The organism is Bradyrhizobium sp. 17, assembly GCF_023073515.1.
Lineage (GTDB): Bacteria > Pseudomonadota > Alphaproteobacteria > Rhizobiales > Xanthobacteraceae > Bradyrhizobium > Bradyrhizobium canariense_D.
In genome coordinates this window covers 79,830-106,237 of sequence record NZ_JADPJQ010000036.1, presented here as the reverse complement: position 1 = coordinate 106,237, position 26,408 = coordinate 79,830, and the positions used below count along the sequence as shown (strand labels likewise).

The window sequence follows — 26,408 nt, the reverse complement described above, 5'->3', positions numbered from 1 at the left end:
CGGTCCAAACCGAACCGCAGACTCGCAGATCACACCGTCATCCGGTAGGTGGCCGCTGAACAGCGCTTACGCTTAACTGAAGTGGTCGGCTAGCTCTCCAGCACGACCGCTACTTAACTTGGGTTCGGATGAACGTTCGCCAGGTCACTCGGGCAACTGTCCTTGCGACGTGAACGCCTCGCGAATGGCGTTGCCGTAGACGTTCCGTGTCCAAGTGCCGGGGCACAAGAAGGCGAGCTGACCGTAGGGCTCAAGCAACCCAAGCGCATGTTCGATAAACGCTACATACAGATCAGCTCGCTGTTTGAACGAGTTGAACCGCGTCTTGTAGACATCGCGCAGAGCCGCCGGGATCGAATCCCACCGGATATAAGGAGGATTGGAGACAATGTGCGTAAAGCGCTGTCTTGGGCGCGCCTCCAGGAAGTCTTCGTTCCTGATCCAACATTGCGCGATTTCCATTGCCTTCGCGCGCGGGACATCAAGCTCTTCAAGTGTGGTCGCGCATTGCCTGCGAAGGTTCGTCGCGACCTCCCCGTCAATCTCGTAGGCGCGAATGACCGGCCGCAGGAGATCCATCGTCTTCTTTTGCGTCCGACCCGCCTCAACCAAGCGAGGCAGCAACGGCAAAAAGAACGCACCTTGGCCGGCTGCCGGCTCAAGCAATCTCATCGTCAGGAGATTTTCAGGAAAAGCCACGTGACGGAGGCACAACTCCACCACCTTGTCGCGGGTGAAGAACTGGCACAAATCAGCCTGCCAAGGCCGCTCAGCCTCAAGCCGAGCCTCAACCTTCCCCTCCATAGACGTGCCCCCAGAGCCTTCCCGCCGAAGCAGAACCGGCCAATGCTTGCCTTATTTCTCGCGGAAGTTGCTCTAGCATGCAACCGAAATTCAGTGGGGCAGCCGGGCGATCGGCAGTCGTGATCATAGTTTCCGCAAAACGAGAATATTTGTCATCAAGGCTGGAGGAGTTCTGCAATTAACATCTCAGGATCGGCGAACCAGCAGCCGCGAGACAAAATCTAATGTGGAAAATGCCGGATTCTCCCGGCCACTCTCGCGTTTCTTGGAGAAGCTTGCCGAACGCATGAATGCCGGGCTGGAGCGGCAGGTATCGAACTAGCGAATTCCAGTTCTGGGATTTGTCATCTCGGTTGAGCGAGAGAGATCCAAACCGCTGCCCCGCTGAACGCTTGGATCCCTCGGAAAATGCCCTACTAGACTGATTCGCTGGGTACTAAAGATTCGGAGAAAATTCGGTTCTCCGGGCCTGTCGGGCGCCTAGTTTGATCGGCGGCGCGGTCTCTCTGGCGGGCAAAACGCTGAAAACGGCCTTTTCGGGCTGTCTCCGCATCGAAGTACCAAATATTTTGGCTGGCTGGCGGGCAAGAGGGATTCGAACTAGCGATACGAACCGAGCTTAGCGCTCCCCCGGTCGCTCCCCCGAAGTCAACAACGAGAATACAGGGGATAAAGAGACGTATCTAAGCTATTCGGTTGCCAAGAAAATCTGGAGCGGGCGAAGGGGCTCGAACCCTCGACCCCGACCTTGGCAAGGTCGTGCTCTACCACTGAGCTACACCCGCATCCTGTGTCGGTCGCATGACTGCGCCGGCAACGGCTGTCGTATGCCAAAAGCGGGAGGGGAATGCAACAGCTACCGGCGGCATAGATGCGCAATCGGAGGCCCGATATGGACCCGAACGCGGCCAAATGCCCCAAAAAAGGCTCCGGAACCGGCGAATCGGCCCACACGGATTGAAATTCGGCCGTCCCGGCCCAATTTAGGGCCAACAGCGAAGCATATGAATTGGCGACGTGCTAAAGACCCGCCAATTCCAGACATCAGACGAGGGGATCCCGTGACGATCATCGACCAGGGTAACGGAGCAGCGGGCCCGGCTGCCGCCGATCTGATCAAGGACACGACTACCCAGACCTTCGTGAAGGACGTCATCGAGGAATCGAAGCGCCAGCCGGTGCTGATCGACTTCTGGGCGGAGTGGTGTGGCCCCTGCAAGCAGCTCACGCCCTTGCTGGAAAAAGCGGTCAAGGCCGCCAAGGGCAAGGTCAAGCTGGTCAAGATGAACATCGACCAGCACCCGGCGATCCCGGGCCAGATGGGCATCCAGTCGATTCCGGCGGTGATCGCCTTCGTCAACGGCCAGCCGGCCGACGGCTTCATGGGTGCGGTCCCGGAGAGCCAGCTCAACGCCTTCATCGAGAAGCTGACCAAGGGCGTGACCGCGCCGGGTGAGCCGAATATCGCGGAGATCCTCCAGGAAGCCGAGGCCGTGCTCGCAGAGGGCGATGCCGCCGCGGCCGCCCAGATCTACGCGGAGGTGTTGCAGCTCGAATCGACCAACATTGCGGCCCTCGCCGGGCTCGCGAAATGCTACGCCGTCTCCGGCGCGATGGAGCAGGCCAAGCAGACGCTCGCCATGGTCCCGGAATCCAAGCGCAACGACCCGGCTGTGAAAGCCGTGCAGACCGCGATCGATCTGGCCGAGCAGGCGGAACAGCTCGGGCCCGTCGCCGAGCTGGAACAGAAAGTCGCCGCAAACCCGCTCGATCATCAGGCCCGATTCGACCTCGCGATCGCGCTCAACGCGCAAGGCAACCGGGCAGCGGCCACCGAGCAGCTGCTCGCGATCGTCAAGCGCGACCGCAAATGGAACGACGACGGCGCCCGCAAGCAGCTGGTACAGTTCTTCGAGGCCTGGGGCGGCACGGACGATGCAACCGTCGAGGGACGCAAGCGCTTGTCGATCATCCTGTTTTCCTGACGCGCGCTGGCAAGGCCAGGGGACCCGGCAGATGCCGATCAACATCGAATATCGCGGGCCGGCCGACCTTCCGGAGATCCTTCCGGTGTTTCCGCTGCCGGGCGCGCTGCTGCTGCCGCGCGGGCAGATGCCGCTCAACATCTTCGAGCCGCGCTACCTCGCGATGATCGACGATGCCTTTCGCGACGGCCATCGCTTGATCGGCATGATCCAGCCCGACATCGCGCATTCGCCCAAGAATTCCGACAAGCCGGCGCTGTTCCGTGTCGGCTGTGTCGGCCGCATCACCCAGCTCGCGGAATCCGGCGACGGCCGCTACATCCTCGAGCTCACCGGTGTCTCGCGCTTCAAGGTCGTCGAGGAGCTTGAGGTTCTCACCGCCTACCGGCAGTGCAAGGTGGATTTCTTTGCCTTCGTCGACGACTTCACGCCGCGCATGGGCGAGGAGGAGGTCGATCGCGAAGCACTGCTGACGGTGCTGGCGGACTTTCTGAAGGCCAACAACCTCAAGGTTGACTGGGAGGGCGTCGAGACCGCTCCCAACGAAGCACTCGTCAACGCGCTGGCGATGATGTCGCCCTATGGCGTGGCCGAGAAGCAGGCGATGCTGGAAGCGCCCGACCTGAAGACCCGCGCCGAAATTTTGATCGCGGTGACCGAGATGGACCTCGCGAAGAAGCGCACCAGCGGCGATCCGCCGCTGCAGTGAGGGTAGGAATGCTCATGCAGCGTGGTAGGCCGCTTCGGCACCTCGCCGCAGCATGCTGGTGATGCTGGATGCAGGCATCGGCCGGCTGAAATAGTAGCCTTGTGTTTCGACGCAGCCTTCCTCACGGAGGATGTCCAGCTGCTCTTTCGTTTCGACGCCTTCGGCGGTCGTTATCTTGCCGAGGCTGACAGCAAAACGAACCACTGCCCGCGCAAGATGGTGCGCCTCTGCGCTCGGGCTGGATAGTTCGCTGACGAAACTGCGGTCGATCTTGATTTTGTCGAACGGGAATCTCTGCAGAAAGCTCAGAGACGAATAGCCGGTGCCGAAATCGTCCAGGGCAACTCGCACGCCAAGCTCGCGCAATTGTCCGAGCACCGCGAAAGCAGCCTCGCTATCGTGCATGATCACCGTCTCGGTGACCTCGAGCTCGAGCCTGTGTGGCGCCACTCCCGAACTCGCCAGCGCGCCGACAATGACAGCAACGAGTTCCTTGCTCCTGAATTGAGCGGGAGATAGGTTGATAGCGATCCTGACATGCGCAGGCCAATTGGCGGCTTCCGCACAGGCGGTCCGCAAGACCCATTCTCCCAGCGGCACGATAAGGCCTGTCTCCTCCGCAAGCGGGATGAATTCGCTCGGCGTGACCAGTCCTCGCTGTGGGTGATGCCAGCGGAGCAGGGCCTCGAAGCCGCGGGTCTCGCCGGTAGCGGCGCTGACGAACGGCTGATAGTGGAGCTCGAACTGACGATCGGCAAGGGCATCCCGCATATCGTGCTCCAGGTTGCGTCGCGCGTGCATGAGCTCGTCGAGTTCCGGCTCGAAGAAGCGGTATGCGCCACGTCCGCCACTTTTGGCGGAGTAGAGGGCGAGATCCGCGCTCTTCATGATCACGTCGGAATCGCTGCCATCGCGCGGCGCGATGGCGATTCCGATGCTGGTGCCGACCGTGACCCGGTGATCGCCGAGATCGAAGGGCTCGCAAAGCGCCCTTCCGATGCTCTCGGCCAGGCCGGCAGCCTCCACGGCTGGATTGGTGACGTAATCGATCACTGCGAACTCGTCGCCGCCCAGTCGAGCGATCAACGCGGTTTCGGTGGTGCATTCGCGCAGGCGCGCGGCGACGGCGCGGAGCAGGGAATCCCCCGCCGGATGTCCAAGCGTGTCGTTGACTTCCTTGAAGCGGTCGAGGTCGAGCATGAGCACGGCCAAGTCGACGCCACCGTTGCGAGTAACTGCGATGGCATGCTCCATCCGCTCCCTGAGCAGCACGCGGTTGGGCAGATCGGTCAACGCGTCATGTTGCGCCATATGAGTGATTTTGGCCTCAGACCGGCGCTGCTCGGTCACATCGAGATGTGTGGCAACCCATCCGCCACCGGCCATTGGCTGCCGCGTCACGCAGATCAACCGACCGTCGGCAAACTCGTCGATCCTGCTTGAGACCGCATCGAACGGCAGCGCGGCCAGCTTCGAGATGAATTGCTCGGCAGCCCCCTCGCTGAGATCGCCCTTGAGGATTCCGTTCACGATGCGATGCCTGATGATGTCGGTGTGCGACGTCCCCGTCCGCAGCAGTTCCGGCGGCAGCCGATAGAGTCGGGCGTAGCGCTCGTTGCAGACGACAAGCCGCTTCTTGGCGTCAAACATGCAAAGGCCCTCAACCATGTGGTTGATCGCGGTGTCCAGCCTGAGCGTCTGATCCTGCAACTCTCTCTGCGAGCCTTCGAGCTGCTGCCGGGCGATCGAAAGCTGGCTGATGATCTCCTCGAATTTGCTGGTTCTACTTGCCAGGCGGCGGTCGGCGAGTACGCCGATCAGGCTCATCCCAAGTACAGATAGTGCCACGCCGGCGATGGCGAGAGCGAGGAAAGTCGGCGAAAGCGACAGACTGTCGGTTGAACGCGTCGGATCTGGAACGATCTGCACGGCACCCATCGCCGTGAAGTGATGCGAGACGATAGCAAGGGTCAGCAGGACTGCCGCCAACAGTGCGCCCCAGGAGTTCTTGTACCTGACTGCAACAACGAGGGCGGCACAGCCGAGGCACATGCCCAGAATGACCGAGGCAAACACCAGATCCAGCGACCAGGTGACGCGGCCCGGCACTTCAAGTGCCCACATTCCGAGATAGTGCATGCTGGCGATGCCGCCGCCAATGACGACACCGCCTGCCGCGGCGCGCCACCGGCCGGAATAGCCGGCCGCAATGCCGAAGCCGCCCGACGTCAACAGCATTGCCGTAGCAAGCGAAAGCGCCGTCAGTACGATGCCGTAACCGGTCGTAACGCCGGGTTCGTAGGCGAGCATCGCGACGAAATGCGTTGCCCAGATCCCATATCCGATGGCAGCGCCGGCAATCCCGATCCAGATCAACCGCGTTCTTGCGGGCGCCACGATCGCACGATGAAAGATACTGACCGCGACGCTACTCGCGAGCAAGCAGACCAGACCGGCGAGCAGGACAAGCCGCCAATCGTGCTCGACGGCAAGGCAAGCGAAAACCCGAAACATCCCAGCCGCTCCATCGTGGATATTGCCGATAGTGTCCGTGCTAATCCGCCTTCGCGTTAATTTTGTGCAACGCCTGATTGCATGCTTATTGGTTGCTTAACGTGGTCAGTGCAATTTGAAATCTGGCGGGCGCCCGCGCAGGACAATGCGCGCCACCGGTCGTAGAGCCAACCGAGAGCACTCTGGAACCGGCAGCGAGGCCTGGAGCGGAGGAAGGCGACACCGATTGGCGGGGGAGGAGACGCGCCGAACCGAAGCTTCGGTTCTGACACAATCAGAACCAATAGTGCTCTAGAGGTGATGACGGATGCGCTTACGTCCAGTGATCATCGCGCTGATCAGATTCTCGCGCTGAAGACGCCCCATCATCAGCACGCCCAAGACGTGCAGCACGATCAGGACGATGACCGCGTCGGATGAATAATGGTGAGTGTCCTCGACCCACCAGACACCGAAAAAGGTCACGGTCACCGACATCGCGCCCGTGATCGTCGAGACCGCCAGCGAGACCAGCAGCGCCACCAGCATCAACGTGCCGGCTGGATTGAGACCGATATAGCGGCCGGTGATGCCGCGGCGCAGATTCCAGAGATAACCCGGCGCGGCCCGAAGCCTGACGCCGACCATGCGAAAGCGCGAATAGCGGCTTCCCCAAAAACCCCAGACCAGACGGAACGCAAGAAGGCCGAGTACGGCATAACCGACGATGCGGTGAAGTCGGTCATAGACGGTCGGCGTGAACCACGCGGCCAGAACGCAAGCCGCGAGCGCCCAGTGCCAGAGCCGCAGCGGGAGGTCCCAGACCGCGACTGTCCGCGCGGCGGTTCGATCCGCGGGGGTCCGGTCGGACCCCCCGCGAGCGTGCGGCACCGTTTCTTCGATCAAGCGAGGACCACCCTCAGGCGTAGCATTGCGCAGACACTTCGCGCGGTCTACTTCGCAATCGTGTGCTTCAGGCTGAGATCTTCTGGGCTGTAGAACAGCTCGTAAAGCTTGCCTTCCTTGACGCCGTAGACCTCGTAGCACGAGCCTTCGATCTTGGAGCGCCGCACCTCGTAGCCGAGCGCCTTGGCCTTGGCTTCGGCGTCGCTCGCCGGCTTCCACGACGCCTTGTCGAGCTTGGTGCAGTCCTTGAAACCATCGGCCAAGGCTGCCGATCCCATGCCAATCCCGATCGTCAATGCAACGGCAACAACACGAATAACCTTCACGAACGTCTCCTCTTCTGTCGTGGGCGCTGCGCCGGCAGGCGAAGCGGGACCGAAGGAAGCAAAGCACATGATGAAGTCAATGCGGTTCGCGGCCAGTTCGCTTTAGAGTTATTCTAACGATCCGAAAAAGTTCAGCGCTCTCCGTATGCAGCGCGCATTTGAGACGACACTGCGGCCTTACGTCTCACGGTTTGACAGCAGGCTGATCCCGACGCGCAAGCTCAGTAGCCAGCAACCGCCATGACGACGACGGCGGTGAGCGCCATCCATCCAAAATGCCGGCCGCTTGTGGCCCATGCGTTGGCGAGAGCGGAGAAGCCGAACACACCGGCCATGGTGACGACGATCCAGTGACGCGCTGGCTCCGATTGCATCCAGGGCGCCGCGATCAGGAGCACACCGCCGCCGATCCAGGCGACGGTCGAGGCCTGCCAGACCAGGCGGATCAGGTGCGGAGCCGCTCCGGCTCGATGCGGGCGCGGGCAAAGACCTTGGTCTCGCCGAGAATGCCATGAATGAGGGCCACGGCAATGGTCAAGACCCCGGCGCACTGGAGCAAGAGATCACGCATCGTCAAAGCTCCCTGCAAATATGGTCCATACAGTTATGTATGGTGGGATAGGCGCTGGCCTGCCGGCTGTCAATACACTAGTGTATGTTTGCATCCGGAACCCGACATGGCCGAACAGCTGACCGCCGACGACTGGATCAAACAGGGACTGAAGGCGCTCGCGCGAGACGGCTTCACCGCGCTGAAGGCCGATCCGCTGGCAAAAGCCATGGGGGTCTCGCGCGGCAGCTTCTATTGGCATTTCGCCGATCTCGGCGCATTCCATGCTGCTCTCTTGAAGCGCTGGCGCGAGATCGCGGCCGAGCAGATCATCGCCGATGTCGAGGCGGACAGCGACGAGCCGCTGAAAGCGCTGCTGCGCAGGACTTTTGGCGCGCGGCTCGACCTCGAGCGCGCGGTGCGGAACTGGACGGCCTTCGATGCGGCGGCACAAACGGCGGTGCGTGCCATCGACCGGCGCAGGCTCGACTATATCGAGGAGCTGCTGAGGAAGCGCGGGTTCGAGGCGGCGACAGCGCGAGCCCGCGCGCAAATCCTGTACTGGACGTTTCTCGGCTTCGCCCTGTCGGGCCCGCCAGCGCCGGCCGCGCGGCTTGAGGGCCTGCTCGACGAGATTCTGCGGATGGTTGCCGCTTGAGGCGACGCGATGGGCTGCTACGATTTTTTATGCTAGAGGCAACCGACCGTCGGAGACCCCCATGAACGCGCCCACCGAACGCCCCGAAGCCAGCGTCGATCCCAAATTGCTGGAGATTCTGGTCTGCCCGCTGACCAAGGGTCCGCTGGAGTTCGATGCTGCAAAGCAGGAGCTGATTTCGCGCAGCGCCAAGCTCGCCTATCCGATCCGCGATGGCATCCCGATCATGCTGCCGGAAGAGGCCCGCAAGATCGATTGAGGGACTTGTGGCCCGATGAGAGACTTGTAGCCCGGATGGAGCGCAGCGAAATCCGGGGTTCCTCGTATGACGCAGCGGCCCCGGAATACGCTGCGCTCCATCCGGGCTACCGAAAATCCTACAGCGCCTCGCCCTTCAACAGCCGCGGTATCTCACCGGTCAAACCCGCGGCTTGGCGGATAAAAAGATTCTTCAGCGGCGGGGCGCGATCGACGAGGCCGAGGCCGATGTCGCGGACGGTGCGCAGCAAGGTGGACTGGTTGGAGAACAGGAAGTTCAGCGAGTTGGTGGCAACGCCCATGGCCATGGTGTCGAAGCGGCGCCAGCGCTGATAACGTTCGAGCACGTCGACGCCGCCGATATCCATGCCGAGCCGCGCGGCATCGACCACGACCTCGGCCAGCGCGGCGACGTCCTTCAGCCCCATGTTGAGACCCTGGCCCGCGATTGGGTGGATGACGTGGGCGGAATCGCCGACCAGCGCGAGGCGCTGGGCAATGAAGGAGCGTGCGACGAAATAGGACAGCGGAAACGCGCGCGGCTTGTCGAGCGCCTTCACCTCGCCGAGATGCAGGCCGAAGCGCTGCTCGAGCTCGCCGTGAAATTCCCCATCGCTCAACGCAACGATACGCGCGGCTTCGCTGCGGCGCTCGGTCCATACCAGCGAGGAGCGCTTGCCCGAAAGCGGCAGGATAGCAAACGGACCCGCCGGCAGAAAATGCTCTTCGGCGCGGCCTTCGTGATCGCGCTCATGGCCGACAGTGACGACGATGCCGGATTGATCATATTCCCAGCCGTGGGTGGCGATGCCGGCGCGCTCGCGCAGTTTCGACTTCGCACCGTCGGCCGCAACCAGGAGGCTCGCTGCAATCACGCTGCCATCACCGAGCGTCACGTCGATACCTTCGGCCCGCGCGTCGTAAGACGACACTGTGGTCGCGCGGAGATCGATGCCCTCGGCCTCGGCGCGCACCACCAGCGCATCAATGAGGCGGCGGTTCTCGACCATATGCGCGAAGGGCTCACCCGGCGCGACGTCGCCGGCAAAGTTGAGGAACGCCGGACGGGTGGCGTCTTCCAGCTTGGAATCGGTGACAATCATGTCGAGGATCGGCTGCGCCTCGCCCCTGACGTCGTCCCAGGCGCCGATCGCCTCGAACAGGCGGCGGCAGGCGGCCACGATCGCGGTCGCGCGCGGGTCCCGGCTCGGACGTGTGGAGAGCGCGGGGTCGGCGACGATGACGGGGATCTCGGGGCCGAGCCCCTGGCGCAGCGCCAGGGCCAGCGCCAGGCCCGCAAACGCGCCGCCACCGATGACAATGCTACCCTGTACCGACATACCCAATTCCCGGCTAAATCCTGGCCTTGCTAGCAGACTTGAGGTGGGCGAAACAGTGCGGTGAAACAAGGGCGGATAGCCCCCATTGTGTCGATCCGGAGCAGCGAACCCCGGGGCGGCAAGGCGAAAGCTGAAATCCATGTCCAAGAGCCTGATCGACCTCATCTCGATCCTCGACCTCGAACAACTCGAGGTGAATCTGTTCCGCGGCAACAGTCCGAAGACCAGCTGGCAGCGGGTGTTCGGCGGCCAGGTGATCGGACAGGCGATGGTTGCAGCGTGCCGCACCGTCGAGGGCAGGCTGCCGCATTCGCTGCATTGCTATTTCATCCTGCCGGGCGATCCGCAGATCCCGATCATCTATCAGGTCGAGCGCCTGCGCGACGGCAAGAGCTACTCGACGCGACGCGTCACCGCGATCCAGCATGGCAACGCGATCTTCTCGATCATGGTGTCGTTCCACGCGGAGGAAGAGAGCGCGTTCGATCATCAGGACAAGATGCCCGACGTGCCGCCGCCGGAAAAGCTGACGGCGGAGGAAGTCGCGAAGCAGCCGATGTTCAAGGAGATGCCGGAGTTCATCCGCCGCTATTATGAATCCGACCGTCCGATCGAGCTGCGCCCGGTCGAGCTCGGCCGTTATTTCGGTGAGAGGATCGAGGACGGCCGCATCCATGTCTGGATCAAGACCGCGGCAACGCTGCCGGACGATCCGGCGCTGCACATGTGCGCGCTGGCCTATGCGTCGGACTTCTCGCTGCTCGATGCGATTATGGCGCGCTACGGCCGCACCCTGTTCGACAAGCGCATGATGCCCGCGAGCCTCGACCACGCGATGTGGTTTCACCGCCCGTTCCGCGCCGACGAATGGCTGCTCTACGCACAGGATTCGCCGAGCGCGCGAAGCGGCCGCGGCTTGACCCGCGGCTCGATCTTCAAGCCTGACGGCACGCTGGTGGCCTCCGTCGCGCAGGAAGGCTCGGTGCGCGAACGGAGAGCCTAAGAGGCACAAGCACGATCGATCGCGCTTGTGCCTTTCGAGGTCAGGCCCGGAGCGATCCCCGCGGAGCCAGAACCGTCTCCGACGCGAACCAGTTCATGATCCAGCGATAGACCCACGGGATCGGGATGATGAAGCCGCACAGGAATGCGGCCACGATGCCCCGCCAGAGAATCCCGAGACCGCTGCCGTTGAACACGATCTCGCGCCGCGTGCCTTCGATGCTGCGGCAGAACCAGCGCATCTGAGCCGCGGCGACCCAGGCCCAGCCGATGATGGTGATGATGGAAATCGCGAACAGCAGGCTCCAGCCGACATAGGCCCAAACCGTGCCGGTGAAGCTCAGGCCGAGCGGCTGCCCATTGGAGGCGAGATTCGCGACCATCCATTTGATCAGGAGCCAGTACAGAACGAGCTGGGCGATGAACAGCAAATTGCTCAGCAAGGGAACGCCGATGTAGCCGATCACGACCGCCAGAACGATGAAGCCGAAATACCAGGGCACCAGCGCCATCGCATTGCCGGTGAAGCTGAGATTGGGCCGCCCGGGGACCTTCACGCAGGACACGATCCATTTCGTGTACCAGACGAACACCCACGGCACCGGGATGATGAAGCACATGCCGATCAGCATCACGATGCTGCGCCAGGTGAACTCGAGGATGCCGAAATCGACCGCCAGCGATCCTCCGGCGCCACCGCCGCCGTAGCCCCCGGAGCCCATCATCGGCGGGCCGCCAGCCGGCATCATCGGGGGCGCACCGCCCCCGCCGATCAGGCCGGGGATTTCGGCCGCCTTCTGCCAGCCGGCCATGCCGTCCGACCACACCAGCGTATCCGGACGCACGACTCCCTGGGCGACGAGGTCACGGAATTGCCCTTCCGGATAGGGCCCCTGCTGCTTGCCCTCGGATGCGTAGAACCAACTCGCCATGAAGCGTCCCCCTCGAACATAGTTTTGTACCGGCCGCGACGCTTGGGTTCATCGCATCCATGCCAAAAACGCATTGTGGAGGATGAACGGCTGCCCTGTACAGAGGCGGCCGTTCACATGGCCCAACGATTTTCCGCTTCAATCTGCAAGTTTTTTATGCCATTTGCCCGGAAAGATGCCAGATTGACGCTGCGCCGGGGACATACGGCGCGGCGCATCCCGGGGAATAGGCCTGACCATGAAACTCGTCGTCGCGATCATCAAACCCTTCAAGCTCGATGAGGTCCGTCAGGCCCTGACGGCGATCGGCGTCCACGGCATGACCGTGACCGAAGTGAAGGGCTATGGCCGCCAAAAGGGCCACACCGAGATCTATCGCGGCGCCGAATATGTCGTGAATTTCCTGCCGAAGCTGCGGATCGAGATCGCGGTTGCCTCCGATATCGCCGAGAAGGCCGTCGCGGTCATCACCGCGACCGCGCGCACCGGCCAGATCGGCGACGGCAAGATCTTCGTCACGCCGATCGATCACGCGACCCGCATTCGCACCGGCGAGACCGACAGCGACGCGCTCTAGATTTTTGCTTTGACGCGTTTTCTTTTCGCGAACCGGTAACCGCTTCGCTCGACAACGCTCTTCTTCGATCGCACCGGGCAACGGCGCCACGGCGTGCGACACAATCAATAGCTGGGGGAAACGACATGGCGGGATTGTTGCGCCGCGCGGCTGCTATCGCCGCGCCGATCGGGCTTGGGTCGATCATGGCTTCGCCGGCGCGTGCCGCGGGCTCCGAGATCAACACTGCCGACACCGCCTGGATGATCGTCGCCACCGCGCTGGTGCTGATGATGACGATCCCGGGGCTCGCGCTGTTCTATTCCGGCATGGTGCGCAAGAAGAACGTCCTCGCCACCATGGCGCAGAGCCTCGCCGCAGTGACGATCATCTCCATTCTCTGGGTCGCGTTCGGCTATTCGTTGTGCTTCGTCGGCGACGGCCCGTGGATCGGCACGCTCGACCGCTGGTTTCTCTCCGGTATGACCATGGACAGCGTCAACCCGGCGGCGAAGACGATCCCGGAAGCGCTGTTCATGCTGTACCAGATGACGTTTGCGATCATCACGGTGGCGCTGGTCGCGGGCGCGGTGGCCGACCGGATGCGGTTCTCCGCTTATCTCCTCTTTTCCGTGGCCTGGTTCATCTTCGTCTACATTCCACTCGCGCATTGGGTGTGGGGCGGCGGCTTCCTCGCCGGAATGGGCGTGCTGGATTTCGCCGGCGGCCTCGTGGTGCATCTGTCGGCCGGCACCGCCGGCCTCGTCGCGGCGAAGGTGATGGGACGCCGTCATGGCTACGGCACGGAAAATCTCTCGCCATTCGATCTGTCGCTCGCGGTGATGGGCACCGGCCTGTTGTGGGTCGGCTGGTTCGGCTTCAACGGCGGCTCGGCGGGCGCAGCCAATTCTCGCGCGGTGATGGCGATCATCGCGACCCATCTCGCAGCCTGCTCCGGCGCGCTGACCTGGGGCGCGATCGAATGGTCGACGCGGCGCAAGCCGTCCGTGCTCGGCATGATCTCCGGCGCGGTGGCCGGCCTCGGCACCATCACGCCGGCCTCGGGATTCGTGGCGCCCTGGCACGGCATCGTCATCGGCGTGATCGCAGGCCTCGTCTGCTACTGGGCCTGCACCTGGCTGAAGCACCGCTTCGACTATGACGATTCGCTCGACGTGTTCGGCGTCCACGGCATCGGCGGGATGACCGGGACCCTGCTGGCCGGCGTGTTCGCAACGAGCGCGATCGGCGGCACCGCCGGCCTGCTCGAAGGCCATCCGCAGCAGCTTCTTATCCAGCTCTACGGGGTCGCCGTCACCTTCGTCTGGTCGGCAGGCATGAGCTTCGTCCTGCTCAAGCTGGTCGGTCTGTTCGTGCCGTTGCGGGTCTCCCGCGAGCACGAACTCGAGGGGCTGGATATTTCGCAGCACGGCGAGGCGCTGCAGTAATTGGGCTTGCGCAACACATAAGCGTATGCTTATGTGTCGCCATGATCGAAGCCGACATCTTCAAAGCGCTGGCCGACCCGACCCGCCGCAAGGTCTTTGAGAAGCTTGCCGGCGGAAGCCTGAATGCCAGCGCCTTGCGCGACGGATTGGAGATCAGCCAACCGGCGATGTCGCAGCATCTCGCGGTGCTGCGCGGCGCGGGCCTGGTGCGCGAACAGCGGCAGGGCCGCTTTGTGAATTACGAAGTCGATCCCGAAGGAATCTCCGCGATCGGGGCCTGGCTTGCGCGCTACCGCGCCTATTGGCCGAAACGCATGGATGCCCTCGCCGATCTCTTGAAGGAGATGGATCAATGAGCGACGCCGTGAAGCCTGATCCCTCCGACGCAGACTTGGCGCTCAAAACAGACCTGGTGCTCGAATATGAATTCGATGCGCCGCCGGCGAAGGTCTGGCGCGCGGTGACCATTCCGGCTTTGCGCGAGCGCTGGTTGCCGGATTGCGATCTTGCGGGCGCCGAGCCGGAATCAGCGATCCCGGGCCAGGAGGTGCGCTACCGGCTGCGCGATTCCGAACCGCCGTTTCGCGAAAGCCATGTCATCTTCCGGATCGAGCCGAACGAGGATGGCGGCACCCGCTTTCGCATCATCCAGCAAGCCTGCGAGATCCGTATGAAGCTGCCGCAGCCGGCCAACAGCAATGGCTGCCTGATGCGCGCGGCCGCCTGACACCAACACCACTTCATCACCCGCAGAAAATGGAGGTCGCCGATGCGCGACATGCTTCAGCTCGTCCCTATGGTCGTCGAACAATCCGCCCGCGGCGAGCGATCCTTCGACATCTATTCGCGCCTGTTGCGCGAGCGCATCATCTTCCTCAATGGCGAGGTCAATGATGCGATGTCCGGACTGGTCTGCGCGCAGCTCCTGTTTCTGGAGGCGGAGAATCCGAACAAGCCGATCAATCTCTACATCAATTCCTATGGCGGCGTGGTCACCAGCGGCCTTGCGATGTACGACACCATGCAATTCATCAAGGCGCCGGTGCATACGCTGTGCATGGGCACCGCGCGCTCGATGGGCTCGTTTCTGCTGATGGCCGGCGAGCCCGGTCACCGCGCCGCCCTGCCCAATGCGAGCCTTCACGTGCATCAGCCGCTCGGCGGCTTTCAGGGCCAGGCGTCCGACATCCTGATCCACGCCACCGAAATGCAGGAAACCAAGCGGCGCATCATCCGGCTCTATGCCCAGCATTGCGGGCGCCCCGAACCGGACGTGGAACGGACCTTGGACCGCGACCATTTCATGACCGCGCAGCAGGCGGTCGACTGGGGCCTGATCGACCGGGTCTTCGCGGAACGCAGCGCCGCCTGACGGTCCCTGCCGGGGACCCGTCCGGCAAGCCTCGCCCGCTCAAGCAGGTTGGCCGGTTGCGCGCATTCCGTGAGCACAAGTGCGACGGGCCCGATATTTCGCGGCACGACAAGCCCTGCAATAGGCGCGCGCCTTACGGAAATACCTTTCTGCTGCCCTACGTGTGAGCACCAATGTGTCGACAGCCTGTCGTGCCTGTATTTTAATCAGGCATGGTCAGGTATTGAGCGCGGCGTAATGGCGCACTGCACGGCACTACGCGTCAAACGCGAAAACACCCGTTTTCATAGTCCGTTAGGCAACACGCCCGATCTGGCACGGCATTTGATTCTAAGGGTCCTGGCTGTGCCCGCGTAGTGAACTTTCTCCCTCGTGGCGAACCAGTCGAGAAGCGCCCGGCCACGTCCGGACCGGGCCCAAGCGGGGATAGGACCCATGAAAATTGTTATGGCGATTATTAAGCCATTCAAGCTGGAAGAAGTCCGTGACGCCCTGACCGCCATCGGCGTTCACGGTCTCACGGTGACGGAAGTCAAGGGATATGGCCGCCAGAAGGGCCATACGGAAATCTATCGCGGCGCCGAATATGCCGTGAGCTTCCTGCCCAAGATCAAGATCGAGGTCGCTGTCGCCTCCGACCAGGTCGACAAGACCATCGACGCCATCACGACCGCCGCGAAAACCGGACAGATCGGCGACGGCAAGATCTTCGTCATCAATCTCGACCATGCGGTTCGCATCCGCACCGGCGAGGCCGATGCTGCGGCCCTTTGATTTCGCGCTCAATCAAAATTCAATCAGGAGTAAATGAAATGACGTTTAAGCGTCCCTATGGCGCGGGATTGGCGGCTCTCGCAGTCGGCCTGTTCGCTGCGACCGCAGCCTACGCCGAGCCAACGGTCAACAAGGGAGACAACGCCTGGATGCTGACATCGACAGTGCTCGTGCTGTTGATGACGATCCCCGGCCTCGCGCTGTTCTACGGCGGCCTCGTCCGTTCCAAGAACATGCTCTCCGTCCTGATGCAGGTGTTCTACACCGTCTGCGTCGTCACCGTGATCTGGGCCGTGTACGGCTACAGCCTCACCTTCACCGGCGGTTCCGACTTCATCGGCGGCTTCTCCAAGGCCTTCATGATGGGCGTCACCACCGACTCGAAGGCCGCGACCTTCTCGGTCGACGCCAACATCTCGGAGCTCATCTATATGTGCTTCCAGATGACCTTCGCGGCGATCACGCCCGCCCTCATCGTCGGCGCCTTCGCCGAACGCATGAAGTTCGCGGCGCTCGCGCTCTTCGTCCCGCTCTGGGTCACGCTGATCTACTTCCCGATCGCGCACATGGTCTGGTACTGGCCCGGCCCGGACATGATCCAGGACGCAGCCAAGGCTCTGGCTGCTGCGGCTGATGGCGCGGCGAAGACCGCAGCGCAGGCCAAGCTCGATGAGATCAACGCCGACGCAGGCTGGATCTTCAAGAAGGGCGCGATCGACTTTGCGGGCGGCACCGTGGTGCACATCAACGCCGGCATCGCAGGCCTCGTCGGCGCCCTGCTGATCGGCAAGCGCGTCGGCTACGGCAAGGAGCTGATGGCTCCGCACTCGCTGACGATGTCGATGATCGGCGCCTCGCTGCTCTGGGTCGGCTGGTTCGGCTTCAACGCCGGCTCCAACCTCGAAGCCAACGGCGGCGCAGCCCTCGCCATGACCAACTCCTTCGTCGCCACCGCAGCCGCCGCGCTGTCGTGGATGTTCGCGGAGTGGATCATCAAGGGTCACCCGTCGGTGCTCGGCGTCATCTCCGGCGCTGTCGCGGGCCTCGTGGCCGTCACGCCTGCCGCCGGCTTCTCCGGCGTGATGGGTGCGATCGTCCTCGGCCTCGTGGTCGGCGTGGTCTGCCTGTTCTTCTGCACCGTCGTGAAGAACGCGCTCGGCTACGACGACTCCCTCGATGTGTTCGGCGTGCACTGCGTCGGCGGCATCATCGGCGCCCTCGGCACCGGCATCCTCGTCAATCCGGCGCTGGGTGGTGCGGGCATCATCGACTACACCGCGATCCCGCCGAAGGTTGCCGATTACGACTTCGCGGCGCAGATGATCTCCCAGGTCTGGGGCGTCGGCACCACGCTGGTGTGGTCGGGCATCGGTTCGGCGATTCTCTACAAGGTCGTCGATGTGATCGTTGGCCTCCGCGCCAATGTCGAGAGCGAGCGTGAAGGCCTCGACATCACCGAGCACACAGAGCGCGCCTACAACATGTAAGTCTCCTCCCGGGCGCGGCCTCCTCGGAGGTCGCGCTCACAACTACGGTTTGGGGCACATACCCGGCAATGTCCCGACCGTTGAGGGGCTCCAGCGCAAGTTGGAGCCCCTTTCTTTTTGGTCCCGTGCCGCTGGGCCGTCATAAGTTAAATTGCATTGCTGCGAGCTTGCTGAATATCATGCTCCCCGTTTGGAGCAGGATTTCATGCGTCTGCCCTATTGCCTAGTCTGGTGTTTCCTGTTGCTCGCTTTGTCGAGCCTCGATGCCCGCGCGGACAAGCGCGTCGCGCTGGTGATTGGCAACGGCGCTTACCGAAACGTTCCCCCGCTCGCCAATCCGACCAACGATGCGGCCGATGTCGGCGCGGCCCTCAAGCGATCGGGGTTCGATCCTGTTGTCACGACCGACCTCGACCAGTCCGCCATGCAGGACACCATTCTTCGCTTCGCGCGTGAGGCCCGCGGCGCCGATGTCGCCCTGTTCTATTACAGTGGGCACGCGCTCCAGTTCGCCGGCGTCAACTATCTGGTGCCTGTCGATGCCGTCGTTCGCGACGAGGTCGATCTGCGCCGTCTGGTGCGCGCCGACGAGATCCTGGCGGATCTGCAGCAGGCCAAGAACCTGCGCATCCTCGTGCTCGACGCCTGCCGCGACAATCCATTTGCCGACGAGTTGCGGCGAAACGTCGGACAGGGCCGTGGCGTCACCGTCTCACGCGGCCTTGCCAAGATGGAAAGTCCCGAGGGCACCATCATTTCCTACGCGACACAGGCCGGCCGGACCGCCGACGACGGCAGCGGCCGCAACAGCCCCTACACCAGCGCGTTCCTGGAGCACATCGGCGACAAGGGCAACGTCAACACGGTATTTCAGACGATCAGCGCCGGCGTCTACCAGCGCTCCAAAGGCTCGCAAGTACCGGAGCTGTCGCTGTCGTTCTTCGGCGAGTTCTACCTGAACGGCAAGCCCGAGACGGCGGCGTTGTCGCCTGCGACGCCTCAGGTCGATCCCTGCGCGGAGGCCGGAGACCATTGGCGTAGCGCGGAAGCGCTGGGAACGCTCGCGGCATTCAAGGATCACCTCGCACGCTTCCCGGCCTGCGCGTTCGCAGATCTGGCGAAATCGCGCGTCGAGACCTTGGCGAAACCATCAGACACCGCCAAGCGCGTAACCGCATTCGATGGAACCTGGATCGCGAAGGAGACTTGCGAGAACAAGCCCCCATTTCCCGAGGCCTATTTCCAGTATGCCCTGCGCGTCAAGGATGGCGTGCTGCACACTCTCTCCGGGGAAGAGGGCAAGCCCGGTGCCACAATCTATGACGGGAAGATCGAAGCGGATGGCAGCGCGACTGTCACCGTCAACGGGCTGATTGGCGAGAAGGATCCGCTGCGCCGCACAGCCGGCGCGCCCTATCAGTACAAGCTCGCACTCGAGCTGAAAGGAACCACCGGCGCCGGCGTCCGCACCGATACCAGCCGACCGTGTCGGATGGAACTCTCCAAGCTGACGACACAGAGCCCCGCTGCAAGTCCGGGCCAACCTGATTCGAAGCGGGCGCCCAAGCGCGAGGACAAGACGGCCGTGCTGCCGCCAGATCAGGCCGGAGCAGGGCAACCGCGGCAGACCGGAAGCGGCATGAGCTGTTCGTTCATGCGAAGCAGGTGCGCCACGGCATGCGTCGGTATGGGTGGCCGCGCGGATTGCGCTTCAACCGCTTGTCCACGGCTGGAAGCCGAGTGCATGAGCAGCGGGTGCTGGCGCGGCCGGGGATTCAACGGCTGCGGACTTGCCAAGAGATAGATGCACGAACCGGCTGCAGGAGGTCTGTCTTGGTCCGTCCAGGCGAAAGAAAAAGATTGCCATTCCACACCGCCCGCGCAGAAATATCGACCACAAGAAACAACAATCGGGAGGTCGTCATGCGTTTGGAAGGCGGATGCTATTGCGGCGAAGTGCGCTATGTCGCCGAGGGCGACCCGATGATGCAGGCGCAGTGTCATTGCCGCGAGTGCCAGTACATCTCGGGCGGCGCGCCCAACACCTTCATCGCGATGCCGGCGGCTGGCTTCAGCTACATCACCGGGCAACCCAAGCAATTCGCGCGCAAGGACCTCGAACGCGCCGTCACGCGCGAATTCTGCGCTCAATGCGGGACCCATCTGGTGACCAAGGTTCCCGGCCTGCCGGCGGCGATCCTGAAGGTCGGCACGCTGGACGAACCTGCGCAGTTCCATCCGCAGATGGCGATCTACACCTGCGACAAGCAGGACTTCCACGCGATCCCCGCGGGCATGGCGACATTCGAGAAGCTGCCGGGGCATTAGGGCGCCTATCCGCCAAAGCCGTCATAAGCCGTCATGCCCGGGCTTGTCCCGGCATCCACGTTCTTGGACGCCGTCGGAAAGGCCGTGGGTGGCCGGGACAGGCCCGGCCATGACATCGCCAAGACGTCCACCCCCTCGCAATGGCATGACCAGCTCCGAGAGCCGCCCGTGGCCTCATTATTCCTGCTCTGGACCGAGGCGGCGACCGATGGTTAATCGCGTCTTAACCTCGCCCTATCTATGGTGAACTGAACCGCTTCCCGTCGGCGCCGTGCTGCGACCGGCTGTTCCAAGAGTGCTGGCGTCCAGAATGGCTATGACCGCTTCATCCCGTGCGCCGCAGGACAGTGGAAGCTCCGATAGCGAACGCTCTCCCTTCGTCCGGCTGAACGAGCTGCTGGCACCGCATCAGCCCGGCAAGCCTTTGATTTCGCTTGCCGTCGGCGAGCCGCAGCATCCGGTGCCTGATTTCGTCGGCCCGGTACTGGCCAAGCACATCGCCGATTTCGGCCGTTACCCCGCGAACAAGGGCACCGACCCGTTCCGCTTGGCCGCGGGCGCCTGGCTGTCGTCGCGTTTCAAGCTGCCGCGACCGCTCAATCCCGAGAGCGAGATTCTCGTCCTCAATGGCAGCCGAGAGGGGCTGTTCCTCGCCGCCATCGCGGCTGCGCGCTATGTCGGCCCGCGTCCCGGCAAGCCCGCGATCCTGATGCCGAACCCGTTCTATCCGGTCTATGGCGCCGGCGCCCGCGCCGCTGCTTGCGAGCCGGTCTACCTGCCGACCACCGCCGAGAACGGCTTCCTGCCCGATCTCGACGCCATCGACGAGGCGACGCTGGCGCGCACGGTGGCGTTCTATCTGGCCTCGCCCGCCAACCCGCAGGGATCGGTGGCCTCGCGCGATTATTTCATTCGCCTGAAGCAGCTCGCCGACCGCTACGGCTTCGTGATCCTCAGCGACGAGTGCTATTCGGAGATCTACACCCGCGAAGCGCCCGGCAGCGCGCTCGAATGCGCTGGCCCTGATTTCACCCGCGTGGTCGCGTTCCAGTCGCTGTCCAAGCGCTCGAACCTGCCGGGCCTGCGCGTCGGCTTCGCCGCCGGCGACAAAAAACTCATCGGCATGTTCCTCGAATTGCGCAACATCGCGGCGCCGCAGGTGCCGGTCCCGTTGCAGCATGTCGCGACCGTTGCTTACGGCGACGAGGCGCATGTCGAGGAGAACCGCAGGCTCTACCGCATCAAGTTCGATCTCGCCGACCAGATCATCGGCAATCGTTACGGCTATCGCCGGCCCGATGCCGGCTTCTGCGTCTGGCTCAACACGTCCGAAATCGGCGACGATGTGTCTGTGTGCCTGAAACTCTTCAAGGAAACAGGCGTGCGCGTGGTGCCCGGCAGCTATCTGGCGCGGCTCCAGCCCGACGGCTTCAATCCCGGCGCAGGCTACATTCGCCTTGCGCTTGTGCAGGATGGCGAGACCACGGCGCAGGCGCTGCACCGCCTGGTCGAGACTCTGGGTTAGGCGGGGCCCATGAGCATGTCGACAATCGAACGTGTCATTCCCTTGGTCAGCCATCTGCCGCCCTCGATCCGCGAGGGGCTGGCGCGGCGCGTGCGCGAGCTCAGCGGTCTCGGCCTGATCGCATTGTCGGGCGCCGCCTCGGCGGCGCTGATGACCTGGTCAGTGCAGGATCCCAGCCTCAGCCACGCAACGTCGCGGCCGATCCGCAATATTCTCGGCTATGCCGGCGCGATCGGCGCCGACCTTGCGATGCAGATCCTCGGGCTCGGCGCGATCATGCTGGTCCTGACCGTCGCGGTCTGGGGCTGGCGCATGCTGACCCATCGCCCGTTCGACCGCGAGGCGCTGCGGCTCGGCTGCTGGATTCTCTGCACGGTGATCGCGGCGGGCTTCGTCAGCTGCTGGCCACATGGCGGCGCCTGGCCGCTGCCGACAGGCCTCGGCGGCGTGGTCGGCGATGCCCTGGTTCGCGCGCCCGCGGTGATCTTCGGACCGCCGGGCATGATCTATCGCATCGTGCTCGGCACGATCCTGTTCGCCGCGATGGCGGCGACCTTCCTGATCGCCTGCGGCCTCGGCGCACGCGAGCATGACGACGAACTCGCTGAGATCGAGGACGATGACAAGCCGCTCGACCTGGACGAGGAGAGCGATCGCGGTTCGGTATCGCTGGGCTGGCTGTTCCACGCCTTGATGAGCACGAAGGCACGACTGATCTGGTTGCTTGGCGCGGCCTACCGCTCGCTGGTCTCGAGCGGACCGAAGACCAAGGCCGTTGCCTTCAGCCGTCAGGAGCCGAAGCTCGGTGGCGGCCGCGCCGCGCCGCCGATCTCGCCGCAGTCCGAAGACGAGCACGACGAGGACGAGCACGAAGAAGACCACGAGGAGGAAGAGGAGGAGGAGCCCGCCGCGCGCGCGCCGCGCAAGAAGGCTGCTCCAAAGGCTGCTTCCAAGAAATCTTCCGACAAGTTCGAGCTTCCGTCCGTGTCGGTGCTGGCCGCGCCCAAGGCCGGCGATCGCCAGCCGCTCAGCAAGGCCGAGCTGGAAACCAATTCGCGCGCGCTCGAAGGCGTGCTGCAGGATTTCGGCGTTCGCGGCGAGATCGTGAAGGCCCATCCGGGTCCCGTGGTCACGCTGTACGAGCTGGAGCCGGCGCCGGGGATCAAATCGTCGCGCGTGATCGGACTTTCCGACGACATCGCCCGTTCGATGAGCGCGCTCTCGGCGCGCGTCGCCGTCGTGCCGGGCCGCAACGCCATCGGCATCGAGCTGCCGAACGCGCATCGCGAAAAGGTCTATCTGCGCGAGCTGCTGGTCGCCAAGGAGACTGTCGATTCGGTTGCGAAACTGCCGCTCTGCCTCGGCAAGACCATCGGCGGTGATCCCGTCATCATCGACCTCGCACGCACGCCGCACATGCTGATCGCCGGTACCACCGGCTCCGGCAAGTCGGTCGCCATCAACACCATGATCCTCAGCTTGGTCTATCGGCTGCGCCCGGACCAGTGCCGCCTGATCATGGTCGATCCGAAGATGCTCGAACTCTCCGTCTATGACGGCATTCCCCATCTGCTCACGCCCGTCGTGACCGACCCGAAGAAGGCGGTGGTCGCGCTGAAATGGGCCGTGCGCGAGATGGAAGAGCGCTACAAGAACATGGCCAAGCTCGGTGTGCGCAACATCGACGGTTACAACACGCGCTTGCTCGAATTGAAGGCCAAGGGCGAAGAGCCGACGCGCACGGTGCACACCGGCTTCGACAAGGAAACCGGCAAGGCGATCTACGAGGAAGAGAAGCTCTCGCTCGACCCGCTGCCCTACATCGTCATCATCGTCGACGAAATGGCCGACCTGATGATGGTTGCCGGCAAGGACATCGAAGGCGCGGTGCAGCGCCTCGCGCAGATGGCGCGCGCCGCCGGCCTGCACGTGATCCTCGCAACGCAGCGTCCATCGGTCGACGTCATCACCGGTACCATCAAGGCGAACTTCCCAACCCGCATCGCCTTCCAGGTGACGTCCAAGATCGACAGCCGCACGATTCTCGGCGAGATGGGTGCCGAGCAGCTGCTCGGCCAGGGCGACATGCTCTACATGGCCGGGGGCGGTCGCATCAGCCGCGTGCACGGACCTTTCGCGTCGGACGAGGAAGTCGAGAAGGTGGTGCGCCACCTCAAGACGCAGGGACAGCCGGAATATCTCGAAGCCGTCACGGCCGAAGAACCCAGCGAAGACGAGGACGGCGCGGTGTTCGACGCGTCCGCCATGGGCGCGGATGGCGGCGGCGATTTGTTCTCGCAGGCTGTTGCGATCGTCAAACGCGACCGTAAGGCCTCTACCAGCTATATCCAGCGCCGCCTGCAGATCGGCTATAACCGCGCCGCATCGCTGATGGAGCGCATGGAACTGGAGGGCATCGTCGGACCCGCCAACCACGCCGGCAAGCGCGAGATCCTGGTCGAGGAAGAAGACAGCCATATGTGAGGCGAGCCGCCTCAAACCATCATTCACGCAAAAACGTTATCTGCTTTTGGCCGAAATCACGCTAAAAGGGCGCCCAGCCACACAGGACGACGCGTTGATCAGACATCCGGACATTCGATTCGCTGCCATTGTCGCCGCGCGGAGCGCGCGCATGGCCGGCGTAATTCTCGTCACCGCCGCGATGGTGATCACGGCGTCGTTCGCGCAGACCGTTCCCGTGCCGAAGCCTGCACCGAAGGGCCGCGACGGCGGTCCGGCCGTTGGAGGGCCCGCGGTCACCGGCGCGACCCAGACGCCGCCCAATCCGGTGATTCCGGATCCACGCCGCAACGTGCCGAGCAGCATCTTCCAGACCTTCGATGCGAACCAGAAGGCCCAGGCCGCCAAGGTCAGCGCCTATTTGTCGTCATTGTCGACGCTGGTCGGGAATTTCGTCCAGGTCGGCCCCGACGGCAGCAAGACGCAAGGCGACTTCTACATCCAGAAGCCGGGCAAGGTGCGCTTCGAATATGACGCGCCGAGCCCGATCGACATCGTCGCCGACGGATCGTCGCTGGTGGTGCGCGACCGCAAGCTCGCGACGCAGGACGTCTATCCGCTGTCACAGACACCGCTGCGTTTCCTGCTGTCCGACCGCATCGACCTGATGAAGGACACCAACGTCGTCAACGTCTCGGCCGACGACGTCTTCGTCAGCGTCACCATCGAGGAGAAGCAGGCGCTGGTCGGCACCAGTCGCCTCTTGCTGATGTTCGGCGCCAAGGACGGCCAGTTGAAGCAGTGGACCGTCACCGACCCGCAGGGCTACGACACCACGATCGCGGTCTATAATCTGGATACGAGCAAGAAGCTCGATCCCGGCATGTTCAAGATCGATTTTACCAATTACGGCCCGTCGCCGGGCTGAGACTTACTCGCTGCTGCGATGATCGACATGCTCGGGCTTGTCCCGGGCATCCACGTTCTGGACCTACAATCTGGACCTACAAAAAGGCGTGGATGGCCGGGTCAAGCCCGGCCATGACGGATGGAGTTTGTTAGATCAATCTCATGCGTTTTTCCCTGACAACCTGGAACATCAATTCGGTGCGGCTGCGCATCGATCTGGTCGCAAAATTTCTCAAGAGCGCGCGGCCGGACGTGCTGTGTCTCCAGGAGACCAAGTGCATCGACGACGCTTTTCCGCTGAAGCGCTTCAAGCGGCTCGGCTACGAGCATGTCGCGTTGAACGGCCAGAAGGGTTATCACGGCGTCGCCATCGTCTCGAAGATTCCGTTCGAGTCGAAGGACATCCGCACCTTCTGCGACAAGGTGGATTCACGCCACATCTCGGTGTCGTTCGGTGAGAGGGCCGGGATCGCGAAACCCCTGGTGGTGCATAATTTCTACGTGCCCGCCGGCGGCGACATTCCCGATCCCGCGCTGAACGAGAAATTCGATCACAAGCTCCGCTTCCTCGACGAGATGAAGGCGTGCGAGCCGTTGCATCCGCGCGGCGAGGATCGCCACATCCTGGTCGGCGATCTCAACGTTGCCCCGCATGAGAATGACGTCTGGTCGCACAAGCAGCTTCTGAAAGTGGTGTCGCACACGCCCATCGAAACCGAGAAGCTGCAAGCCGCGCTCGCCGCCGGCGAATGGGTCGATGTCGCGCGCGATCGCATTCCGATGTCGGAAAAGGTCTACACGTGGTGGAGCTACCGCTCCGCCGATTGGACTGTCGGCGACCGCGGCCGCAGGCTCGACCACATCTGGGTCTCGCGCGCGCTGAAAGATGCGGTGAGTGATTTCAAGATTTTGCGCGATGCGCGGAGCTGGGAGCGTCCGTCGGATCATGTGCCGGTGACGGTGACGCTCGAGGTTTAATGTCGCTCTGGCGAAAGCCAGGCCCATTACACCAATCTTCGTTGTTGCGCGAGGACATCGGCAATCGCACCAAGCCAGAAACATTTGGGATGACGGGTCCTGGCCTTCGCCAGGACGACATCACGACGTCAGCTTCGCACCCGCCATCAATATATCGCTGGCGATCTGGCTGGAGCGCACCGCGAATTCGTCGCGCAGGCGGACGGCGGCGGCGGGGTCGCTTTCGAGCACACGCTGAAACAGGCTGCGCGCGACGCGGATGACGGAGGCGTGCTCGATCGCGATCGCGCTCGACGGCCGCTTCATCGGCACGATCAGCGCGAGCTCGCCGATCAACGCACCGGGACTTGCGATCATCTCCGCACCGGCGCCGTCGTCGACCCGGAAGGCGCCGCGCTGGACCACGAAGCCGGCATCGGCATCGTCGCCGAGATTGAACAAGACGTCGCCGCGGACGAAGTCACGCTGCTCGGAGCCGATCGCCAGCATGCGCAACGAAGCGTCTCCCAACAGGCGCAGTGTCGGGACACGCTCGAGAAGCGCTACATCATCGTCGATTGACATTCAGGTCCGGGGCTCAAGGGCACGCAATCTAAAACGATTCG

26 protein-coding genes, 1 tRNA gene and 1 pseudogene are annotated in these 26,408 nt (G+C 63.3%); 19 read left to right on the top strand and 9 right to left on the bottom strand.

Features of this window, described 5'->3' with window-relative positions; all coding sequences use genetic code 11:
* Positions 1–144: 144 nt before the first annotated feature.
* Positions 145–804 carry an N-6 DNA methylase gene (locus tag IVB13_RS07120; protein ID WP_247488082.1) on the bottom strand — a complete coding sequence of 220 codons (660 nt, stop codon included), beginning with the start codon at positions 802–804 and terminating at the stop codon, positions 145–147.
* A 710-nt stretch (positions 805–1,514) separates the two neighbouring features.
* Positions 1,515–1,589: transfer RNA gene (locus IVB13_RS07115), tRNA-Gly, on the bottom strand.
* A gap of 276 nt (positions 1,590–1,865) precedes the next feature.
* Between IVB13_RS07115 and trxA the strand changes: the two genes are divergently transcribed.
* Complete coding sequence (trxA, locus tag IVB13_RS07110; RefSeq protein ID WP_007598659.1) at positions 1,866–2,789, top strand: thioredoxin; 924 nt, start codon at positions 1,866–1,868, stop codon at positions 2,787–2,789.
* 31 nt (positions 2,790–2,820) lie between these two features.
* Positions 2,821–3,498: an LON peptidase substrate-binding domain-containing protein gene (locus tag IVB13_RS07105; RefSeq protein ID WP_018459676.1), complete on the top strand. Its 678-nt coding sequence runs from the start codon at positions 2,821–2,823 to the stop codon at positions 3,496–3,498.
* A 12-nt stretch (positions 3,499–3,510) separates the two neighbouring features.
* Here the strand turns inward: IVB13_RS07105 and IVB13_RS07100 are convergent, their stop codons facing one another.
* Positions 3,511–5,874: an EAL domain-containing protein gene (locus tag IVB13_RS07100; RefSeq protein WP_247338189.1), complete on the bottom strand. Its 2,364-nt coding sequence runs from the start codon at positions 5,872–5,874 to the stop codon at positions 3,511–3,513.
* A 30-nt stretch (positions 5,875–5,904) separates the two neighbouring features.
* Between IVB13_RS07100 and IVB13_RS07095 the strand changes: the two genes are divergently transcribed.
* On the top strand, positions 5,905–6,072 hold the full coding sequence (locus tag IVB13_RS07095; protein ID WP_231191005.1) for a hypothetical protein: 168 nt from the start codon (positions 5,905–5,907) through the stop codon (positions 6,070–6,072).
* A gap of 231 nt (positions 6,073–6,303) precedes the next feature.
* Here IVB13_RS07095 and IVB13_RS07090 read toward each other — a convergent pair whose 3' ends face one another.
* The 3 genes and pseudogenes from IVB13_RS07090 to IVB13_RS07080 form a co-directional block, all read right to left on the bottom strand.
* Positions 6,304–6,897 carry a cytochrome b/b6 domain-containing protein gene (locus IVB13_RS07090; protein WP_018459674.1) on the bottom strand — a complete coding sequence of 198 codons (594 nt, stop codon included), beginning with the start codon at positions 6,895–6,897 and terminating at the stop codon, positions 6,304–6,306.
* A 47-nt stretch (positions 6,898–6,944) separates the two neighbouring features.
* The gene (locus IVB13_RS07085; protein WP_007598654.1) at positions 6,945–7,223 is read right to left on the bottom strand and encodes a PepSY domain-containing protein; all 279 of its coding nucleotides are present in this window, start codon (positions 7,221–7,223) and stop codon (positions 6,945–6,947) included.
* Between the two features lie 221 nt (positions 7,224–7,444).
* Positions 7,445–7,794: pseudogene (locus IVB13_RS07080) on the bottom strand (hypothetical protein).
* Between the two features lie 106 nt (positions 7,795–7,900).
* Here IVB13_RS07080 and IVB13_RS07075 point away from each other — a divergent pair.
* Together IVB13_RS07075 and IVB13_RS07070 are read left to right on the top strand one after the other, a co-directional pair.
* A complete protein-coding gene (locus IVB13_RS07075) occupies positions 7,901–8,431 on the top strand; it encodes a TetR/AcrR family transcriptional regulator (protein WP_247295815.1) in 531 nt (176 codons plus the stop codon).
* Positions 8,432–8,492: 61 nt separating this feature from the next.
* Positions 8,493–8,690, top strand: coding sequence for a Trm112 family protein (locus IVB13_RS07070; RefSeq protein ID WP_018459670.1), 198 nt, complete (start codon positions 8,493–8,495; stop codon positions 8,688–8,690).
* Between the two features lie 118 nt (positions 8,691–8,808).
* Here IVB13_RS07070 and IVB13_RS07065 read toward each other — a convergent pair whose 3' ends face one another.
* Complete coding sequence (locus IVB13_RS07065; RefSeq protein ID WP_018459669.1) at positions 8,809–10,029, bottom strand: ubiquinone biosynthesis hydroxylase; 1,221 nt, start codon at positions 10,027–10,029, stop codon at positions 8,809–8,811.
* Positions 10,030–10,168: 139 nt separating this feature from the next.
* Here IVB13_RS07065 and tesB point away from each other — a divergent pair, with 139 nt between their 5' ends.
* Positions 10,169–11,032 carry an acyl-CoA thioesterase II gene (gene tesB / locus IVB13_RS07060; RefSeq protein WP_018459668.1) on the top strand — a complete coding sequence of 288 codons (864 nt, stop codon included), beginning with the start codon at positions 10,169–10,171 and terminating at the stop codon, positions 11,030–11,032.
* Positions 11,033–11,072: 40 nt separating this feature from the next.
* Here the strand turns inward: tesB and IVB13_RS07055 are convergent, their stop codons facing one another.
* The gene (locus IVB13_RS07055; protein ID WP_018459667.1) at positions 11,073–11,963 is read right to left on the bottom strand and encodes a DUF4339 domain-containing protein; all 891 of its coding nucleotides are present in this window, start codon (positions 11,961–11,963) and stop codon (positions 11,073–11,075) included.
* A 238-nt stretch (positions 11,964–12,201) separates the two neighbouring features.
* On the opposite strand from IVB13_RS07055, the gene IVB13_RS07050 reads away from it, so the two are divergent.
* The 13 genes from IVB13_RS07050 to xth all read left to right on the top strand — a co-directional run bounded on the left by IVB13_RS07050 (position 12,202) and on the right by xth (position 25,803).
* Positions 12,202–12,540, top strand: coding sequence for a P-II family nitrogen regulator (locus tag IVB13_RS07050; RefSeq protein ID WP_007598647.1), 339 nt, complete (start codon positions 12,202–12,204; stop codon positions 12,538–12,540).
* Between the two features lie 125 nt (positions 12,541–12,665).
* Complete coding sequence (locus tag IVB13_RS07045) at positions 12,666–13,967, top strand: ammonium transporter (RefSeq protein ID WP_018459666.1); 1,302 nt, start codon at positions 12,666–12,668, stop codon at positions 13,965–13,967.
* Positions 13,968–14,008: 41 nt separating this feature from the next.
* On the top strand, positions 14,009–14,323 hold the full coding sequence (locus IVB13_RS07040) for a metalloregulator ArsR/SmtB family transcription factor (protein WP_018459665.1): 315 nt from the start codon (positions 14,009–14,011) through the stop codon (positions 14,321–14,323).
* A complete protein-coding gene (locus IVB13_RS07035) occupies positions 14,320–14,694 on the top strand; it encodes an SRPBCC domain-containing protein (protein ID WP_018459664.1) in 375 nt (124 codons plus the stop codon). Before IVB13_RS07040 ends, IVB13_RS07035 begins: the two co-directional genes overlap by 4 nt.
* Positions 14,695–14,736: 42 nt before the next feature.
* Positions 14,737–15,339: an ATP-dependent Clp protease proteolytic subunit gene (locus IVB13_RS07030; protein ID WP_018459663.1), complete on the top strand. Its 603-nt coding sequence runs from the start codon at positions 14,737–14,739 to the stop codon at positions 15,337–15,339.
* A gap of 435 nt (positions 15,340–15,774) precedes the next feature.
* A complete protein-coding gene (locus IVB13_RS07025; RefSeq protein ID WP_007598642.1) occupies positions 15,775–16,113 on the top strand; it encodes a P-II family nitrogen regulator in 339 nt (112 codons plus the stop codon).
* Between the two features lie 38 nt (positions 16,114–16,151).
* Complete coding sequence (locus IVB13_RS07020) at positions 16,152–17,600, top strand: ammonium transporter (protein ID WP_018459661.1); 1,449 nt, start codon at positions 16,152–16,154, stop codon at positions 17,598–17,600.
* A gap of 205 nt (positions 17,601–17,805) precedes the next feature.
* A complete protein-coding gene (locus tag IVB13_RS07015) occupies positions 17,806–19,404 on the top strand; it encodes a caspase family protein (protein WP_039801002.1) in 1,599 nt (532 codons plus the stop codon).
* 119 nt (positions 19,405–19,523) lie between these two features.
* Positions 19,524–19,928 (top strand): GFA family protein, encoded by a 405-nt coding sequence (locus IVB13_RS07010; protein WP_018459659.1) that lies wholly within the window; start codon positions 19,524–19,526, stop codon positions 19,926–19,928.
* Between the two features lie 310 nt (positions 19,929–20,238).
* Positions 20,239–21,453 carry an aminotransferase class I/II-fold pyridoxal phosphate-dependent enzyme gene (locus IVB13_RS07005; protein WP_247488080.1) on the top strand — a complete coding sequence of 405 codons (1,215 nt, stop codon included), beginning with the start codon at positions 20,239–20,241 and terminating at the stop codon, positions 21,451–21,453.
* A gap of 9 nt (positions 21,454–21,462) precedes the next feature.
* Entirely contained in the window at positions 21,463–23,937 is a 2,475-nt protein-coding gene (locus IVB13_RS07000; RefSeq protein ID WP_026233856.1) for a DNA translocase FtsK, read from the top strand.
* Positions 23,938–24,088: 151 nt separating this feature from the next.
* Positions 24,089–24,844, top strand: coding sequence for an outer membrane lipoprotein carrier protein LolA (locus IVB13_RS06995; protein ID WP_018459655.1), 756 nt, complete (start codon positions 24,089–24,091; stop codon positions 24,842–24,844).
* Between the two features lie 143 nt (positions 24,845–24,987).
* The gene (xth, locus tag IVB13_RS06990; protein ID WP_018459654.1) at positions 24,988–25,803 is read left to right on the top strand and encodes an exodeoxyribonuclease III; all 816 of its coding nucleotides are present in this window, start codon (positions 24,988–24,990) and stop codon (positions 25,801–25,803) included.
* A 120-nt stretch (positions 25,804–25,923) separates the two neighbouring features.
* On the opposite strand, the gene IVB13_RS06985 is transcribed toward xth, so the two are convergent.
* Positions 25,924–26,367 (bottom strand): cyclic nucleotide-binding domain-containing protein, encoded by a 444-nt coding sequence (locus tag IVB13_RS06985; RefSeq protein ID WP_007598631.1) that lies wholly within the window; start codon positions 26,365–26,367, stop codon positions 25,924–25,926.
* Between the last annotated feature and the right edge of the window lie 41 nt (positions 26,368–26,408).

Bases quoted from the DNA above. Each gene is read 5' to 3' on its own strand.
- IVB13_RS07020 (WP_018459661.1), top strand. From the start codon at position 16,152: ATGACGTTTAAGCGTCCCTATGGCGCGGGATTGGCGGCTCTCGCAGTC.
- IVB13_RS07045 (WP_018459666.1), top strand. From the start codon at position 12,666: ATGGCGGGATTGTTGCGCCGCGCGGCTGCTATCGCCGCGCCGATCGGG.
- IVB13_RS07010 (WP_018459659.1), top strand. From the start codon at position 19,524: ATGCGTTTGGAAGGCGGATGCTATTGCGGCGAAGTGCGCTATGTCGCC.
- IVB13_RS07055 (WP_018459667.1), bottom strand. From the start codon at position 11,963: ATGGCGAGTTGGTTCTACGCATCCGAGGGCAAGCAGCAGGGGCCCTAT.
- IVB13_RS07105 (WP_018459676.1), top strand. From the start codon at position 2,821: ATGCCGATCAACATCGAATATCGCGGGCCGGCCGACCTTCCGGAGATC.
- IVB13_RS07065 (WP_018459669.1), bottom strand. From the start codon at position 10,029: ATGTCGGTACAGGGTAGCATTGTCATCGGTGGCGGCGCGTTTGCGGGC.
- IVB13_RS07015 (WP_039801002.1), top strand. From the start codon at position 17,806: ATGCGTCTGCCCTATTGCCTAGTCTGGTGTTTCCTGTTGCTCGCTTTG.
- IVB13_RS07000 (WP_026233856.1), top strand. From the start codon at position 21,463: ATGAGCATGTCGACAATCGAACGTGTCATTCCCTTGGTCAGCCATCTG.
- IVB13_RS07095 (WP_231191005.1), top strand. From the start codon at position 5,905: ATGAAAGATACTGACCGCGACGCTACTCGCGAGCAAGCAGACCAGACC.
- IVB13_RS06985 (WP_007598631.1), bottom strand. From the start codon at position 26,367: ATGTCAATCGACGATGATGTAGCGCTTCTCGAGCGTGTCCCGACACTG.
- IVB13_RS06995 (WP_018459655.1), top strand. From the start codon at position 24,089: ATGGCCGGCGTAATTCTCGTCACCGCCGCGATGGTGATCACGGCGTCG.
- IVB13_RS07030 (WP_018459663.1), top strand. From the start codon at position 14,737: ATGCGCGACATGCTTCAGCTCGTCCCTATGGTCGTCGAACAATCCGCC.
- IVB13_RS07070 (WP_018459670.1), top strand. From the start codon at position 8,493: ATGAACGCGCCCACCGAACGCCCCGAAGCCAGCGTCGATCCCAAATTG.
- IVB13_RS07050 (WP_007598647.1), top strand. From the start codon at position 12,202: ATGAAACTCGTCGTCGCGATCATCAAACCCTTCAAGCTCGATGAGGTC.
- IVB13_RS07040 (WP_018459665.1), top strand. From the start codon at position 14,009: ATGATCGAAGCCGACATCTTCAAAGCGCTGGCCGACCCGACCCGCCGC.
- IVB13_RS07025 (WP_007598642.1), top strand. From the start codon at position 15,775: ATGAAAATTGTTATGGCGATTATTAAGCCATTCAAGCTGGAAGAAGTC.
- IVB13_RS07075 (WP_247295815.1), top strand. From the start codon at position 7,901: ATGGCCGAACAGCTGACCGCCGACGACTGGATCAAACAGGGACTGAAG.
- xth (WP_018459654.1), top strand. From the start codon at position 24,988: ATGCGTTTTTCCCTGACAACCTGGAACATCAATTCGGTGCGGCTGCGC.
- tesB (WP_018459668.1), top strand. From the start codon at position 10,169: ATGTCCAAGAGCCTGATCGACCTCATCTCGATCCTCGACCTCGAACAA.
- IVB13_RS07005 (WP_247488080.1), top strand. From the start codon at position 20,239: ATGGCTATGACCGCTTCATCCCGTGCGCCGCAGGACAGTGGAAGCTCC.
- IVB13_RS07035 (WP_018459664.1), top strand. From the start codon at position 14,320: ATGAGCGACGCCGTGAAGCCTGATCCCTCCGACGCAGACTTGGCGCTC.
- IVB13_RS07120 (WP_247488082.1), bottom strand. From the start codon at position 804: ATGGAGGGGAAGGTTGAGGCTCGGCTTGAGGCTGAGCGGCCTTGGCAG.